Raw genomic sequence first — 15462 nt, 5'->3', positions numbered from 1 at the left:
AAGGAACGAATCATGCGCGTTGGCGCAGGAACGCTGCGTCTTCGCCGACCTCAGCGCACGTCCACTGCGTCCTCTTCCGGCGCCGCCTGGTTGGCGCCCGCCTCCGGGCTGTCCGGCAGCAGATGGGACAGCACCATCACACTGATCGTCTTGCGGATGAACGGCTCGGTCCGGATGCGCTCCAGCACCTCCTCGAAGTGCTCCACGTCCCGCGCCCGCACGTGCAGCAGCGCGTCCGCGCCGCCGGTCACCGTCATCGCCGCGGTGATCTCCGGGTGGTTGCGCACGACTTCGGCCAACCGCCGCGGCGGCGCCGCGCCCTCGCAGTACACCTCGACGTACGCCTCGGTGCGCCAGCCCAGCGCCGACGGCCGCACCGTCGCGGTGAACCCGGTGATCACCCCGGTGTCGCGCAGCCGGTCCACCCTGCGCTTGACCGCGGTCGACGACAGCCCGACCGCCGCGCCGATCTCGGCGAAGCTCGTGCGGGCGTTCGCCATCAGCGCGGTGAGGATCTTCCGGTCCAGCTCGTCGAAGGGCATCGGCCTGCTGTTCATGGGCGCACTGTATCCAGCCACAAAGGTCGTCGTCCGACACGTGTGCAGGCGTACGGATTCCTCCTACACTCCACCTTCATGCTGCGCGCCCTGGCTGTCGACGACGAACGCCCCTCGCTCGAGGAACTGCTGTACCTGCTGCACGCCGACCCCCGGATCGGCAGCGCGGAGGGTGCCGGTGACGCGACCGAGGCGCTGCGCCGCATCAACCGCGCCCTGCAGTCCGGGCCGCACGGGCCCGAGGCCATCGACGTGGTCTTCCTCGACATCAACATGCCCGGCCTCGACGGCCTCGACCTGGCCCGGCTGCTCACCGGGTTCGCCAGGCCGCCGCTGGTCGTGTTCGTCACCGCCCACGAGGACTTCGCCGTGCAGGCGTTCGACCTCAAGGCCGCCGACTACATCCTCAAACCCGTCCGCAAGGAGCGGCTCGCCGAGGCCGTACGCCGCGTCGTGGAACTGCGCGGCAGCACCACCCCCGCCATCCCCGTGCACGAACCCGACCCGGACCACATACCCGTCGAGCTGGGCGGCGTGACCCGGTTCGTCGCCGTCGACGACATCACGCACGTGGAGGCGCAGGGCGACTACGCGCGCCTGCACACCGACAGGGGCAGCCACCTCGTCCGCATCCCGCTGTCCACCCTGGAGGACCGCTGGCGCTCCCGCGGCTTCGTCCGCATCCACCGCCGCCACCTCGTCGCCCTGCGCCACATCGGTGAGCTACGGCTGGACGCGGGCACCGTCAGCGTCCGCGTCGGCGAGGAGGAACTCCAGGTCAGCCGCCGTCACGCCCGCGAGCTGCGGGACCTGCTGATGCGCCGGACCACGGACTGAGGACGACGCCACCCCATGCCCCAGGAGCCCACCGAACGGCGCGTCGTCGTCACCGGCCCGCCGCGGCGCGCCCGCAGCGCCCCCGGCTACTACCGGCCGCGCACCGAGATCGACGAGCAGACCACCCTCGGCCACACCTACGTCCGCTCCCTGATGCGCACCCAGCTCCGCGCCGCGCTCGCCGTCTGCGCGGTCCTCGTGCTGCTGGTCGGCCCGCTCCCGCTGCTGTTCGTCTCCACCCCGGACGGCCGCCGCCTGAAGTGGCTGGTCCTCGGCTTCGGCCTGTACCTGCCGATGGTGCTGCTCGCCCGCTGGCACGTGCGGCGCGCCGAACGCAACGAACGGGACTTCGTCCGCCTAGTGGAGGACGAGAACGCCGAGAACGCCGAGAACACCGAGAACACCGAGAACGCCGAGAACGCCGAAAGCGCCGACAACGCCGAGAACACCGAGAACACCGAGAACGCTGAGATCACCGCCAGTCACGACCACCCCGAGGGCCAGGATCGCTGAAGCGCCGTGAACGACAACTACGCCGTCCCCGCCGTCGCCCTCGTCGTCGTCGCCACCGTCTTCGTCGGCGCCTTCGGCCTGCGCATCTCCCGCACCACCTCCGACTTCTACGTCGCCTCCCGCACCGTCGGCCCCCGCCTCAACGCCGCCGCCATCAGCGGCGAGTACCTCTCCGCCGCCTCCTTCCTCGGCATCGCGGGCCTGGTCCTCGTCCAGGGGCCCGACATGCTCTGGTACCCGGTCGGCTACACCGCCGGGTACCTCGTCCTGCTGCTGTTCGTCGCCGCCCCGCTGCGCCGCTCGGGCGCCTACACGCTGCCCGACTTCGCCGAGGCCCGGCTCGCCTCCCAGTCGGTACGGCGGCTCGCCAGCGCCTTCGTGATCGGCGTCGGCTGGCTGTACCTGCTGCCCCAGCTCCAGGGCGCCGGACTCACCCTCACCGTGCTCACCGGCGCCCCCGACTCGCTCGGCGGCGTCATCGTCGCCGTGGTCGTCACCGCGACGGTCGCCGCGGGCGGGATGCGCAGCATCACCTTCGTGCAGGCCTTCCAGTACTGGCTCAAACTCACCGCCCTGTTCGTGCCCGCCCTCTTCCTGGTCCTCGCCTGGCAGGCCGACGGCGCGCCGCGGCACGCCTTCGACGAACCCGCCACCTTCCGGGAGCAGCGCGTCGTCCGCGTCGACGAGACCCTCGACCTGAAACTGGAGCGCCCCCTGACCGTCACCGTCACCGGCAGGATCGACGGCCGCCCGCACGACGCCGCCCTGCTGCGGCTGCCCGCCGGAACCCACCGCGTCGACCGCGGCACCCACCTCACCTTCGACCACGGCGACCCCGTCCCCGAGGCCGACCGCGGCAGCAACGGCGGCATGTCCACCTCCCTCGCCGAGGGCCGCGCCGAACGCCCGCTGTACGCGACGTACGGGCTGATCCTCGCCACCTTCCTCGGCACCATGGGCCTGCCGCACGTCGTCGTGCGCTTCTACACCAGCCCGCACGGCGTCGCCGCCCGCCGCACCACCGTCGCCGTGCTCGCCCTGATCGGCGCCTTCTACCTGCTGCCGCCCGTGTACGGCGCCCTCGGCCGCCTCTACGCCCCCGAACTGGTCCTCACCGGGCACGCCGACGCCGCCGTGCTGCTGCTGCCGGAACGGGTGATCGACGGCCTCGGCGGCGACCTCCTCGGCGCGCTGGTCGCCGGGGGCGCCTTCGCCGCGTTCCTGTCCACCGCGTCGGGGCTGACCATGGCCGTCGCCGGGGTGCTCGCCCAGGACGTCCTGCCCTCGCGCGGGGTACGGCACTTCCGGCTCGGCACGGTCCTCGCCATGGCCGCGCCGCTCGGCGCGAGCCTGCTGGTCGGCGGGCTGCCGGTGGCCGACGCGGTGGGCCTCGCCTTCGCGGTGTCGGCGTCGTCGTTCTGCCCGCTGCTGGTGCTCGGCATCTGGTGGCGCCGCCTCACCCCGCCCGGCGCCGCCGCCGGGATGCTCGTCGGCGGCGGCTCCGCGTTCCTCGCCGTCGCCGCCACCATGGCGGGCTTCCCCGGCACGTCCTCCCTGCACACCCTGCTCGCCTGGCCCGCCCTGTGGTCGGTGCCGCTGGGCTTCCTCACCATGATCCTGGTCTCCCTGGCGACCCCGGCCCGCGTCCCCGCCAGCACGGCGGCGACCCTGGCCCGCTTCCACCTGCCGGAGGAACTGCGCGCGGAGGTGAAGCCATGACGGCCGGATTCGTCGCCGGGCTCTGCGTCGCCCTGCTGCCGCTGCTGGCCGCCGGGTTCTGGCTGGGGCGGCACACCGCGCCCCGGCCCAAGAGCTACGGCGGGCTCGGCACGCCCGTCGAGCACGCCACCTTCCAGACCCTGCACACCGCCTCCCTCGCCGCGCCCCCGCTGCGCGCCGGGCTCACCGAGGAGACGGCCCGCAAGTCGGCCCGCCGACTGCGCTCCCTGCTCGGCACGGACGCCCTGTGCCTCGCCGACGAGCGGCGGGTGCTGGCCTGGGACGGGGTGGGCTCCCACCACCGGGCCGAGATCATGGAGAAGCTCGCGGGCCCGCTGGAGAGCGGCCGGGGCGAGGCGTTCCGGCTCGGCTGCCACACCCCCGACTGCCCGGTCCGCTGGGCCGTGGTCGCCCCGCTCACCGTCGACGACCGGGTACACGGCGCCCTCGTCGCCTGTGCGCCCCGGGAGTCCGCCGTACTGGTGCGCGCCGCGGGCGAGGTCGCCCGCTGGGTCTCCGTACAGCTCGAACTCGCCGACCTCGACCGCTCCCGCACCCGGCTCATCGAGGCCGAGATCAAGGCCCTGCGCGCCCAGATATCCCCGCACTTCATCTTCAACTCGCTCGCGGTGATCGCCTCGTTCGTGCGCACCGACCCCGAACGCGCCCGGGAACTGCTCCTGGAGTTCGCGGACTTCACCCGCTACTCGTTCCGCAGGCACGGCGACTTCACCACCCTCGCGGACGAGCTGCACGCCATCGACCACTACCTGGCGCTGGTACGGGCCCGCTTCGGGGACCGGCTCTCCGTCACCCTCCAGATCGCGCCCGAGGTGCTGCCGGTGACCCTGCCGTTCCTCTGCCTGCAGCCACTCGTCGAGAACGCCGTCAAGCACGGCCTGGAGGGCAAGGCGGACACCTGCCGCATCAGCATCACCGCGCAGGACGCGGGCGCCGAGGCGCTGGTCGTCATCGAGGACGACGGCGCCGGGATGGACCCGGAGCTGCTGCGCCGCATCCTCGCCGGGGAGGAGAGCCCGTCCGGCGGGATCGGACTGTCCAACGTCGACGACCGGCTCCGCCAGGTCTACGGCGACGACCACGGCCTCGTCATCGAGACCGCCGTCGGGGCGGGCATGAAGGTCACCGCCCGGCTGCCGAAGTACCAGCCGGGCGTCCACTGACCGTGCCGCTCAGGCGCTGCGGGTGGCCACCATCCCGAGCGTGATCAGACCGAGCACCACCCACCCGAACCACAGCCAGCCGTTGCTGCCGAGCGCCACCGTGTACGCGGTCACCACGACGAGGCCGCCCACGGTCAGCGCCCCCATGGTCTTCGTCGAACTGTCCGGAGAACCGGGCATCGCAACACCCTCCTCTTGGGCCGTTCCCCCTCCATGGTGCCCCGGTTCCCCGGTTTTTTCGGCCCGCGGTCAGTTCCCGCGCGCGTTCAGGGAGGCCAGGTAGGCGTTGTACGCCTCCAGCTCCTTGTCGCCGTCCCGGTCCGCGGCCCGGTCCTGCCGCCTGGCCTGCCGCTGGTCGGAGGCGTACCACTGGAACATCAGGGCGATCAGCACCAGCACCGACGGGATCTCGCTGAACGCCCAGGCGATCCCCCCGGCCGCGTTCTGGTCGGAGAGCGCGTCGATGCCGAGCGAGGCGGGCGGGTGGGTGTACGTGTCCACCATCGGCGTCGAGGCCATCATCAGCGCGATCCCGAAGAACGCGTGGAACGGCATCCCCGCGAACAGCTCCAGCATCCGCATCAGGTAGCCGGGCCGGTGCGGCCCCGGGTCGACGCCCATGATCGGCCAGAAGAACACCAGGCCGACGGCGAGGAAGTGCACCATCATCGCGATGTGCCCCGGCCTGGACTCCATCAGGAAGTCGAACAGCGGCGTGAAGTACAGCGCGTACAGGCTGGCGATGAACATCGGGATGGTGAACCCGGGGTGCGTGATGACCCGCAGATAGCGGCTGTGCAGCAGCCCGAGCAGCAGCTCACGCGGCCCGGTGCGGCCCCGCCCGGCGGGCGGCAGCGCGCGCAGCGCCAGGGTGATCGGGGCGCCGAGCAGGATCAGGATCGGCGACAACATGCTGATGACCATGTGCTGCACCATGTGCACGCTGAACATGACCATGCCGTAGTCGTTGAGCTTGGTGCACATCACCAGGGCGATGGTCAGCACCCCGGTCACGAACGCGACCGTCCGCCCCAGCGGCCACTTGTCCCCGCGCCTGACCAGCCGTACGACCCCCCACCCGTACAGCGCCAGCCCCAGCAGACACGCGACGAGGAAGAACGGATCCGCCGACCACTGCAGCCCCCGCCCCAGCGTGAACGGCGCGAGATCGACGCCCATCCCATGCCCGCTGTGATCCATGCCACCTGGCTCCTGATTCGTGGGGGTTATGCCTTTTGGTCCGCCCCAAGACTAGAACCGCCCCCGGCCACAACGGTGACCGGGGGCGGTGTTGTTCTCCAGGCGGGGGCTGGGCAACGCCCTCAGGGGCGCGGGGCTGTGTCGATGTGCGGCTCCGCCGCGTGGGCGCGACCAGCCACAACCCAACCCGCACCCGGCGACGAAACCTAAAGCACACACTCCGCTTCCGCGTACCGCGCATCAGGCACCGTCTTCAGCGTCGACACCGCCTCGGCCAGCGGCACCATCACGATCTCCGTCCCCCGCAGGGCCGTCATCTTCCCGAACTCCCCCCGGTGCGCCGCCTCCACCGCGTGCCACCCGAACCGCGTGGCCAGCACCCGGTCGTACGCGGTCGGCGTGCCGCCCCGCTGCACGTGCCCGAGGATCACCGGCCGCGCCTCCTTGCCGAGCCGCCGCTCCAGCTCGACCGAGAGCTGCCGGGCGATCCCGGCGAACCGCTCATGGCCGTAGACGTCCTTGGCGCCCTCGTCGAAGGCCATGGTGCCGGGCCTCGGCTTGGCCCCCTCCGCGGCGACGACGATCGCGAACCGCTTGCCCGCCGCGAACCGCTCCGCGACCTTGGCGGTCAGCTCCTCGATGTCGAAGGGCCGCTCGGGCACGACCACCGCGTGCGCCCCGGCCGCGAGGCCGGAGTGCAGGGCGATCCAGCCGGTGTGGCGGCCCATGACCTCCACGATCAGCACCCGCTGGTGCGACTCGGCGGTGGTCTTCAGCCGGTCCAGCGCCTCCGTGGCGACGCCCACCGCGGTGTCGAAGCCGAAGGTGACGTCGGTGACGGCGATGTCGTTGTCGATGGTCTTCGGCACGCCGACGATCGGCAGCCCCCCGTCGGACAGCAGCCGGGCCGCCTTCAGCGTGCCCTCGCCGCCGATCGGGATGACGGCGTCGAGACCGAGTTCCTCGACGTACCCCTTGGCCCGCGCGACCCCGTCCCGGAGCTGCTCGGGCCGGACCCGGGAGGAGCCGAGGATGGTGCCGCCGCGGGCGAGGATGCCGCTCACGGCGTCCAGGTCGAGCTTGAGGTAGTCGCACTCCAGCAGGCCCCGCCAGCCGTCCCGGAAACCGATGACCTCGTCGCCGTGGTCGACGACGGCGCGGTGCACCACGGACCGGATGACGGCGTTCAGGCCGGGGCAGTCGCCGCCGGACGTGAGGACACCAATGCGCATAGCCCGAGAACCTTCGTGACGTGGGCCGGGGCCGGACCGCGCTGTCCGGCTCGATCCCCGCCACCCTAGCGCCAGCCGGGGGCAGGGACGCACCGTGCGTCCGCCTGCTGGACGACCGCGCTCACCTGTGCGGATGCCCCGTCAGACGGGCTCCCGGGCCGCTCCGCGCCTGCTAGGCCGACTGCTGCTGGGCCGCCGCGATGCGCTCGCCCCGCAGCGCCTCGTACCAGCGGTCGTCGGTCGGCGGGAGCGCGTTGACGTCCAGCGCCAGCTTCAGCAGCAGGTCCGCGATCTGCGGGTTGCGGGCCAGCACGGGACCGTGCATGTAGGTGCCGAAGACGGTGTCGTTGAACGCGCCCTCGGTGCCGTCGCCCGTGCCGTTGCCGTTGCCGAACCGGACCTGCGCGAAGGGGCGGGCGGTGGGGCCGAGGTGGGTGACGCCCTGGTGGTTCTCGAAGCCGGTCAGCGGCGGCAGGCCGAGCCGCGGGTCGATGTCGCCGAGCACGTCACCGACGCAGCGGGCGCCCTCGCCGCGCACCGAGACCACGTCGAGCAGGCCGAGGCCGGGCTCGCGCTGGCCGAGGTCGTTGACGAACTCGTGGCCGAGGATCTGGTAGCCCGCGCACACCGAGAAGACGATGGCGCCGTTGCCCACGGCCCGGTGCAGCCCGCCGTCCCGGCGCAGCCGCTCGGCCGCCAGCCGCTGCGGGCGGTCCTCGCCGCCGCCGATGAGGTAGATGTCACCGGAGGTCGGGATCGGCTGGTCGCTGCGCACGTCGATCCGGGCCACGTCGAGGCCGCGCTGCCGCGCCCGGCGCTCCACGACGAGGACGTTGCCCTGGTCGCCGTAGGTGCTGAGCAGGTCGGGGTAGATCCAGACGACCCGCAGTTGGTTGTCGCTCACGAAGATTCCCTGAAGTCGTGGGTCAGTTGCCGACGCGGCGGCGCAGGTCCTGGAAGGCGGTGTAGTTGGCGATGACCTCGATCCGGCCCGGTGGGCTCATCTGCACCGCCTGGTCGAGGTTCTCGCAGACCTGGAACTGCTGGTTCGCCACCTCAAGGCGCACCGCGAGGTCCAGCTTCCGGTCGCCGATGACGCAGATCGGGTGGCCGGTGAGCCGCGTGTAGTCGACGTCCCACAGCCAGGACGTGTCGGTGCCGTCGGCGCCGCGCGCGTTCACCGACAGGATCACCGGGGTGGGCGGCGGGTCGATCAGGGAGAACGTCTCCAGCCAGCCCGCGGGGTTCTTCGCCAGCAGCAGCCGGAGGTCGCGCTGCATGAACTGCACGACGTCGTACCGCCCGGCGACCGCCTGCACCTGGTACATCCGCTCCAGCGCGACCTGCGGCGGCACGCCGAACACGGCGGCGACGGCGGCCGAGGAGGCGGCGTTGGCCTTGTTGGCGCGGCCCGGCAACTGGAGGTGGATCGGCCAGGCGGAGCCGTGCGGGTCGAGCACGTGGTCACCGGAGAGCGCCCACGTCGGCGTCGGTCGGCGGAAGCCGCACTCGCCGCAGAACCAGTCGTCGCCGGGCCGCTGCATCACACCGCCGCAGGACGGGCAGGACCAGGCGTCGTCCTTCCACATCTGGCCCGCGGCGACCCAGATCACGTTCGGTGACGAGGACGCCGCCCACACCACCAGCGGGTCGTCGCAGTTGGCGACGACGACGGCCTTGGCCCCGGCCAGGCCCTCACGCCAGTTCTCGGCGAGCATCCGGGTCTCGGCGGCGCGGTCCAACTGGTCGCGGGAGAGGTTCAGCAGGGCGATGCACTTCGGGTCGGTGTCCCGGGCGACCCCGGCGAGGTACTTCTCGTCGACCTCGATCACGCCGTACCGCGCGTCCGAGCCGCCCGCGAGCGCCGAGGTGATCCCGGCGGGCATGTTGGCGCCGAGCGCGTTGGAGACCACCGGCCCCGCGGCGCGCAGCGCCTCGGCGATCAGCCGGGTGGTCGTGGTCTTGCCGTTGGTCGCCGAGACGAGGACCACGTCCAGGTTCTGCGCGAGCCGCGCGAGCAGGTCGGGGTCGAGTTTGAGGGCCACCCGGCCGCCGATCACCGAACCGCTGCCGCGCCCCGCGGCCCGGGATGCCGCCGCGACCGCCTTGCCCGCGGTAACGGCGATCTTGGCCCGCGGCGTGAGCGGGTCCGAGTTGCCTGCCATCAGTCCTCGATCCTCCTTGCGTACGCGCCGCGCCTCTGCCTGACGGCAACGTGGTGGTGGTCAGCCTATCGAGATCCATTCGCACTCCCGAATTGCGGCACCGTCACGATCCGGCAGCGCGGCGGACGCGACGTCGTGAACCGTACCCTTGCCGCCATGCGACCAAGCTCCATCCCCGGCTCCCGCGGAAGCGTGCGCCCCCTGACCCTGCTGGGCGACCCGGCCCTCACCACCCCCTGCGCCGAGGTCACCGCCTTCGGCCCGGAACTCGCCGGGCTCGTGGAGGACTTGTTCGCCACGATGTACGCGGCGCGGGGCGTGGGCCTCGCGGCCAACCAGGTCGGCGTGGGCCTGCGGGTCTTCGTCTACGACTGCCCCGACGACGAGGACGTCCGCCACCTCGGCCACGTGGTCAACCCGCGCCTGGTCGAGGCCGACGGCCTGCGCCTGCGCGGCCCGGAGGGCTGCCTGTCCCTGCCGGGCCTGGAGGCGGGCACGGAGCGCTACGACCACGCGGTGGTCGAGGGCGTCACGGTGACGGGGGAGCCGGTCACGGTCCACGGCACGGGCTTCTTCGCGCGGTGCCTCCAGCACGAGTGCGACCACCTGGACGGTGTCGTCTACGCGGACCGGCTGACGGGTTGGCGGCACCGCAGACTGATGAGACAGGTGGGCCGAGCTTCCTGGCGCAGGGAGGGGCGAGGTACCTAGGGGCGCGGGGCTGTATCACTATGCGGCTCCGCCGCGTGGGCGCGACCAGCCCTCCACAACCCGCACTCGAAGGACGACGGTCAGAACCCGGGACCCCCCACGCGATCCCCGGCCGCAGCCAGCCGCCCCCACAACAGGTCGGCCAGACTCCGCACCAACTCCGCCCGCGAACACGGCCGTTCCCCCAGCCACCAGTCCCCGGCCGCGTGCATCATGCCGACGATCCCGTGCCCCCACACCCGCGCCAGCCGCTGGCTGTCCGGACCGAGGTCGACCCGCTCCTCGATGACCTGGGCCAGCTCCTCGCCCATCCGCCGCAGCAGCGGGGCGCTGTGCCTGCCGACGTCGAAGCCCTGGTCCGCCGTCTGGCCACCCTCGGCCGGATGCATCAGGAACCGGTACACCTGGGGGCTCGACTCGATGGCCGCGAGATAGGTGTCGAGGGTGGACTCCACCCGCTCCCTGCGCTCCGCCGGGGCGTCCAGCGCGGCCCGCAGCGAGGCGAGCAGCGCGTCCGTGTGCCGTTTGGCGAGGGCGGCGTAGAGTCCGCCCTTGTCACCGAAGTGCCGGTAGAGGATCGGCTTGGTGATGCCCGCCTCCGCGGCGATCGCGTTCATGGACGCCTGCGGGCCGTCGCGCAGGACGACCCGGTCGGCGGCCTCCAGCAGCTCGCGTCGGCGGCGGTCCGCGGACCGCTGCTGCTCGGCCCGCTGTGTGGTGTCCATTGGTTCTCCCCACCCGTGCTGGTTCGGTGACGCCTGCGCAAACTAACACCCGCGCCACCCCGCCGATCGAACGGGCTGCCGAGGGGTGGTCGTGAGTTGACTTTTCCTACCCGCGGGTAACAGACTGCTGTTACCGCTAGTAACACATGTGCGCCGCTGGAGGGGACATGGCCGAGTTCACCATGGAGCTGAACGACGAACAGAAGGAGGTCCAGAGCTGGCTGCACGGCTTCGCCGCCGATGTCATCCGGCCCGCGGCCGCCGAATGGGACGAGCGTGAAGAGACTCCCTGGCCGGTCATCCAGGAGGCCGCGAAGGTCGGCATCTACTCCCTCGACTTCTACGCGCAGCAGTACTTCGACCCCACAGGGCTCGGCATCCCGATGGCGATGGAGGAGCTGTTCTGGGGGGACGCGGGCATCGCCCTGTCCATCGTCGGCACCGGCCTTGCCGCCGTCGGCGTCCTCGCCAACGGCACCGAGGAGCAGATCGGCACCTGGATCCCCCAGATGTACGGCGACGCCAGCGACGTCAAGGTGGCGGCCTTCTGCTCCTCCGAGCCCGACGCGGGCTCCGACGTCGCCTCCATGCGGACTCGGGCGGTGTACGACGAGGCCAAGGACGAGTGGGTGCTCAACGGCACCAAGACCTGGGCGACCAACGGCGGCATCGCCAACGTGCACGTCGTCGTCGCGGTCGTCGACCCCGAGCTGGGCTCCAAGGGCCACGCCTCCTTCATCGTGCCGCCGAACACGCCCGGTCTGTCCCAGGGGCAGAAGTTCAAGAAGCACGGCATCCGCGCCTCGCACACCGCCGAGGTCGTCCTCGACAACGTGCGGGTGCCCGGTTCCTGTCTGCTCGGCGGCAAGGAGAAGCTGGACGAGCGGCTCGCCCGCGCCCGCGAGAAGGCGAAGCAGAACGGCGAGCGCGTGAAGAACGCGGCGATGGCCACGTTCGAGGCGTCCCGTCCCGCGGTCGGCGCCATGGCGGTCGGCACCGCCCGCGCCGCGTACGAGGTCGCCCTCGACTACGCCAGCACGCGTGAGCAGTTCGGCCGCCCGATCATCGACAACCAGGGCGTGGCCTTCCAGCTCGCCGACATGCGCACCCAGATCGACGCGGCCCGGCTGCTGGTCTGGCGGGCCTCCTGGATGGCGATCAACGGCAAGCGGTTCACCGCGGCCGAGGGCTCGATGTCGAAGCTGTTCGCCAGCGAGACCGCCAAGAAGGTCACCGCGCAGGCCATCCAGATCCTCGGCGGCAACGGCTACACCCGGGAGTACCCGGTGGAGCGGATGCACCGCGACGCCGCGATCTACACGATCTTCGAGGGCACGAGCGAGATCCAGCGCCTGGTCATCGCCCGCACCCTGTCCGGCCTGCCGATCCGCTGACCGCGCGGAACGGGCGCACCGGCTCCCGCGCGCGCCCGCCGCGGCGGGCCGGTCAGCGGTGCCTGAGTGGCGTCAGTTGCTGGATGTCGTACTTGGCGCGCAGCTCCTCGATCGCGGCGTGGTCCGGTGGTCCGCCGTCGGAGAGGATCTCCAGCAGCTCCTCGAAGTAGCGCTCGTGGTCCGGTGGCGGTGAGGACTGGAAGAACATCTTCGCCGGGGTGTCCGTGGGGTTCGCGAACGCGTGCGGGCACCCCGGCGGTACGACGATGACCGTGCCCGGCGTGGCCCGCACCACGCGGCTGCCCGAGCGGGACTCCCAGCGCTGCCAGTTGTCGGGGGTGCGCACCCGCGGCTCGAAGGCGAGCACGTCGAGTTCGCCCTCCAGCACGTAGAACAGCTCCTCGCTGCGGGTGTGCACATGGGCGCCCACGTCGAAGCCGGGTGGCACCAGCACCTCGAAGGTGGACGCCATCCGCGAGTGGGAGCCGGTCACCTTGAAGGTGACGTGCTGGGCGGGCGTCTCCACCACCCGCCCGTGACCGGGCGGCACGAGCAGCCCCTCCGTCGCCGTCACCGCGCGCTCACCAGGTGACGGGCAGGGCCTCGGGCCCGCGGATCAGCGCGCCCTTCTTGAAGGGCACCTCGTCCGGGTCCACGGCCAGGCGCAGGGTCGGGATGCCGTCGAGCAGCGCCTCGACCAGCAGCTCCGACTCCATCCGGGCGAGCATCCCGCCGGGGCAGTAGTGCGGTCCGAAGCCGAACGCGACATGTGGGTTGGGCGCGCGGTCGAGGTCGATGGCCTCCGGGTCGGGGAAGACGTCCGGGTCGCGGTTGGCGGCCAGGTAGGAGACGTAGACGGCGTCGCCCGCGCGGATCAGGTGGCCGCGGATCTCCACGTCCTCCCGGGCGATCCGGGACAGCCCGACGGCGTTGCGGTGCGGGATGTAGCGCAGCAGTTCGTCGACGGCCCGGGGCCGGACCTGCGGGTCGGCGCGCAGCCGGTCGGCGAGTTCCGGGCGGGTGAGCAGCAGGTAGAACATCTGCCCGCTGTTGTTGGTGACCGCCTCGCCGCCGATCTGGAGGAGCACCGCGAGCCCCACGGCCTCCTGGAGCGTGACCTCCTCGCGGCCCACGGCGGCGCCGAGCAGCGAGGCGACGTCCTCGCCCGCGCCGCCCTCGCGCAGCCCGATGAGGTCCGCGAAGTAGGCGCCCATCTCCTCCTTGGCCTGCTCGCTGACCTGCGCCCCGTTGGAGGAGGACAGGATGAGCTGGGTCCAGGTGTGCATGTCGTGCCGGTCGGCGGCGGGGACGCCCATCAGCTCGCAGATCACGGCGATGGGGAAGGGGCTCAGCACGGCCGCGGTGAGGTCGGCGGGCGGGCCGTCCTGGAGGAGTTCGTCGACGAGTTCACCGAGCAGCTCGCGCGACCGGTCCCGGATGCGCTCCACGCCCCGGGCGGTGAAGGCGGACGCCACCGAGCGGCGCAGCCGGGTGTGGTCGGGCGGGTCGAGGAAGCCGACCGCGCCCCGGCTGGGGATGAAGTGCGGGGCGAGCCGGGTGACCTGCCGGTCCATGACCTGCTCGCGGCTGAAGCGCGGGTCGTTGGTCACCATCCGCACGTCGTCGTAGCGGGTGACCAGCCACGCCCAGCCCTCCCCGTTGGGCAGTTGGATGCGGGTGAGCGGGCCCTCGTCCATCAGCTCGCGCAGGACCGGGTCGAAGTCCGTGCCGGACAGGTCGAGGGCGGGCCACTGACGGATCGGCGGCGCGAAGCGGAGAATCGTTTCTTCGGTCTCGGTCATGTCAGGTCTTCTCGTCGGTGTTCTGCCAGCGGCCGAGGGACATCTCGGCGGTGATGCCGGGCCCGAACCCGGCGAGCAGTCCGCGCGCCCGTTGCTCGGCGCCGCCCTCGTCGAACAGCCGCCGCAGCGCGTCCAGGACGACGGCGCTGGCGATGTTCCCGTACTCGGTGAGGGTGGCCCGGCTGAAGCGGAAGGCGTGCGGGTCGACCTGGAGGAACTTGCTGAGGTCGTCGAGTATGCGGGGCCCGCCCGCGTGGATGATGTAGAAGTCCAGGTCGGAGGCGTCCCAGCCGTGGTTCCCGGCGAGTTCCTGGAGGGCCGGGGCGAGCGGCTCCATGGTCCCCGGCACCCGCTTGTCCAGCAGGAAGTGGAAGCCGGTGGCGCGCACGTCGTACGAGATCCAGTCCTCGGTCTTCGGGATGAGGTACGAGCCGTTGCGCTCAAGCCGCACCCCGGTGCCGCCCCGCCCGCGCACCACGGCGGCGGCGACCCCGTCGCCGAACAGGCCGTTGGACAGCAGCGAGCCGACGCCGACGTCGGTGGGCTGGTAGCACAGCGAGCAGAACTCGCAGGCCACGATGAGCACGTTGGCCTCCGGGTAGGCCGTGCAGAAGTCGTGTGCCCGGTTGATCGCGGCACCACCGGCCGCGCAGCCGAGCTGGGCGATGGGGAGCTGGCGGGTGGTGGTGGAGAAGTCCATCTCGTTGATCAGCCAGGCCGTGAGCGAGGGCATCATGAAGCCCGTGCACGACACGTAGATGATCAGGTCGACATCGCTGGTGAGCAGCTCCGCGTCGTCGAGCGCCCGCTGCACGACCACCGGCACGCGGGCCTTGGCCTCGGCCTCGTAGAGCTTGTTGCGGTCCTCGAAGCCGGGGTGCTTCAGGGTCTCCTCGATGGGCTGCACGATGTGCCGGGTGCGCACCCCGGTGTTCGATATCAGCCGCAGGACCAGCGGGAGTTGGGGGTGGTCGGCGTGGCGGGAGCGCGCCAGGTCGAGCGTCTCCTCCATCGTGATCACGTGCTCTGGAACGGACACCGAGGGTCTGCACAAAGTCGCCATGAACCGTGCCTGCTTTCGCCGAAGGTGGTTCACCTTGAAGGTGCTCCACCCACGATCACCCGCGGCGGCGGCGATCTCGCGCGGGACTACTCCGTCTCAGGGACCCCCAGGGCGCCTCACCCGCTGCTGTGCGCGATGCACGCCACGTCGATCCGGTCGGCCAGCTTCGCCAGTTCGATCGTCAGCGCGGCCACCGTGTCCTCGTCGAGCCCTTCCTCCCCGGCCTCGACGAGGTGCAGCCACCGTCCGCCCACCGTGCGGAGCAGTTTGCTCACGTCGGCCGCGGCCACCTGCAAGGTACCGCGGTCGTCGACGATCAGAGGGAGAGTCACTTCGCGGTTCACGCGGTCGATCGTAGTC

Annotated in this window: 16 protein-coding genes and 1 pseudogene; 6 read left to right on the top strand and 11 right to left on the bottom strand. The window is 71.8% G+C overall.

Translation table 11 applies throughout. The features are described 5' to 3' along the window. Window positions 1-50 precede the first annotated feature (50 nt). A complete protein-coding gene (locus ACFQZ6_RS04415; protein ID WP_381605032.1) occupies window positions 51-557 on the bottom strand; it encodes an Lrp/AsnC family transcriptional regulator in 507 nt (168 codons plus the stop codon). A gap of 78 nt (window positions 558-635) precedes the next feature. On the opposite strand from ACFQZ6_RS04415, the gene ACFQZ6_RS04410 reads away from it, so the two are divergent. The 4 genes and pseudogenes from ACFQZ6_RS04410 to ACFQZ6_RS04395 all read left to right on the top strand — a co-directional run bounded on the left by ACFQZ6_RS04410 (window position 636) and on the right by ACFQZ6_RS04395 (window position 4810). Continuing rightward, complete coding sequence (locus ACFQZ6_RS04410) at window positions 636-1394, top strand: LytR/AlgR family response regulator transcription factor (protein WP_381605031.1); 759 nt, start codon at window positions 636-638, stop codon at window positions 1392-1394. A 15-nt stretch (window positions 1395-1409) separates the two neighbouring features. Next, window positions 1410-1763, top strand: a pseudogene (locus tag ACFQZ6_RS04405) (hypothetical protein); the annotation flags it as partial. Window positions 1764-1913: 150 nt separating this feature from the next. After that, window positions 1914-3626 (top strand): sodium/solute symporter, encoded by a 1713-nt coding sequence (locus ACFQZ6_RS04400; RefSeq protein WP_381605030.1) that lies wholly within the window; start codon window positions 1914-1916, stop codon window positions 3624-3626. Next, window positions 3623-4810, top strand: a complete 1188-nt coding sequence (locus tag ACFQZ6_RS04395; RefSeq protein ID WP_381605029.1) for a sensor histidine kinase — start codon at window positions 3623-3625, stop codon at window positions 4808-4810. The genes ACFQZ6_RS04400 and ACFQZ6_RS04395 overlap by 4 nt, the downstream gene beginning before the upstream one ends. A gap of 9 nt (window positions 4811-4819) precedes the next feature. Here the strand turns inward: ACFQZ6_RS04395 and ACFQZ6_RS04390 are convergent, their stop codons facing one another. From ACFQZ6_RS04390 to ACFQZ6_RS04370, 5 genes are all read right to left on the bottom strand, one after another. Beyond that, complete coding sequence (locus tag ACFQZ6_RS04390) at window positions 4820-4990, bottom strand: hypothetical protein (protein ID WP_381605028.1); 171 nt, start codon at window positions 4988-4990, stop codon at window positions 4820-4822. 69 nt (window positions 4991-5059) lie between these two features. Further along, a complete protein-coding gene (locus ACFQZ6_RS04385; protein ID WP_381605027.1) occupies window positions 5060-6010 on the bottom strand; it encodes a cytochrome c oxidase assembly protein in 951 nt (316 codons plus the stop codon). A 206-nt stretch (window positions 6011-6216) separates the two neighbouring features. Then, complete coding sequence (locus ACFQZ6_RS04380; protein WP_381605026.1) at window positions 6217-7242, bottom strand: 6-phosphofructokinase; 1026 nt, start codon at window positions 7240-7242, stop codon at window positions 6217-6219. 172 nt (window positions 7243-7414) lie between these two features. Further along, window positions 7415-8146, bottom strand: coding sequence for a type 1 glutamine amidotransferase (locus ACFQZ6_RS04375; RefSeq protein WP_381605025.1), 732 nt, complete (start codon window positions 8144-8146; stop codon window positions 7415-7417). Window positions 8147-8168: 22 nt separating this feature from the next. Continuing rightward, window positions 8169-9407, bottom strand: a complete 1239-nt coding sequence (locus ACFQZ6_RS04370) for a MurT ligase domain-containing protein (RefSeq protein ID WP_381605024.1) — start codon at window positions 9405-9407, stop codon at window positions 8169-8171. Window positions 9408-9563: 156 nt separating this feature from the next. On the opposite strand from ACFQZ6_RS04370, the gene def reads away from it, so the two are divergent. Further along, the gene (gene def, locus ACFQZ6_RS04365) at window positions 9564-10118 is read left to right on the top strand and encodes a peptide deformylase (RefSeq protein WP_381605023.1); all 555 of its coding nucleotides are present in this window, start codon (window positions 9564-9566) and stop codon (window positions 10116-10118) included. An 80-nt stretch (window positions 10119-10198) separates the two neighbouring features. Here the strand turns inward: def and ACFQZ6_RS04360 are convergent, their stop codons facing one another. Further along, window positions 10199-10843 (bottom strand): TetR family transcriptional regulator, encoded by a 645-nt coding sequence (locus ACFQZ6_RS04360; protein WP_381605022.1) that lies wholly within the window; start codon window positions 10841-10843, stop codon window positions 10199-10201. A 167-nt stretch (window positions 10844-11010) separates the two neighbouring features. Between ACFQZ6_RS04360 and ACFQZ6_RS04355 the strand changes: the two genes are divergently transcribed. Beyond that, the gene (locus tag ACFQZ6_RS04355; RefSeq protein WP_381605021.1) at window positions 11011-12237 is read left to right on the top strand and encodes an acyl-CoA dehydrogenase family protein; all 1227 of its coding nucleotides are present in this window, start codon (window positions 11011-11013) and stop codon (window positions 12235-12237) included. Window positions 12238-12289: 52 nt separating this feature from the next. Here the strand turns inward: ACFQZ6_RS04355 and ACFQZ6_RS04350 are convergent, their stop codons facing one another. From ACFQZ6_RS04350 to ACFQZ6_RS04335, 4 genes are all read right to left on the bottom strand, one after another. After that, window positions 12290-12811, bottom strand: a complete 522-nt coding sequence (locus tag ACFQZ6_RS04350) for a cupin domain-containing protein (RefSeq protein ID WP_381605020.1) — start codon at window positions 12809-12811, stop codon at window positions 12290-12292. 7 nt (window positions 12812-12818) lie between these two features. Then, on the bottom strand, window positions 12819-14039 hold the full coding sequence (locus ACFQZ6_RS04345) for a cytochrome P450 (RefSeq protein WP_381605019.1): 1221 nt from the start codon (window positions 14037-14039) through the stop codon (window positions 12819-12821). A gap of 1 nt (window position 14040) precedes the next feature. Then, complete coding sequence (locus tag ACFQZ6_RS04340; RefSeq protein ID WP_381605018.1) at window positions 14041-15135, bottom strand: type III polyketide synthase; 1095 nt, start codon at window positions 15133-15135, stop codon at window positions 14041-14043. 83 nt (window positions 15136-15218) lie between these two features. Then, on the bottom strand, window positions 15219-15446 hold the full coding sequence (locus tag ACFQZ6_RS04335; protein WP_381605017.1) for a DUF6213 family protein: 228 nt from the start codon (window positions 15444-15446) through the stop codon (window positions 15219-15221). Between the last annotated feature and the right edge of the window lie 16 nt (window positions 15447-15462).

Source organism: Streptomyces flavalbus (genome assembly GCF_042674625.1).
GTDB classification, from domain to species: Bacteria; Actinomycetota; Actinomycetes; order Streptomycetales; family Streptomycetaceae; genus Streptomyces; species Streptomyces flavalbus.
The sequence above is the reverse complement of the archived record's forward strand: the minus strand, read 5'-3'. Positions and strand labels throughout refer to the sequence as shown.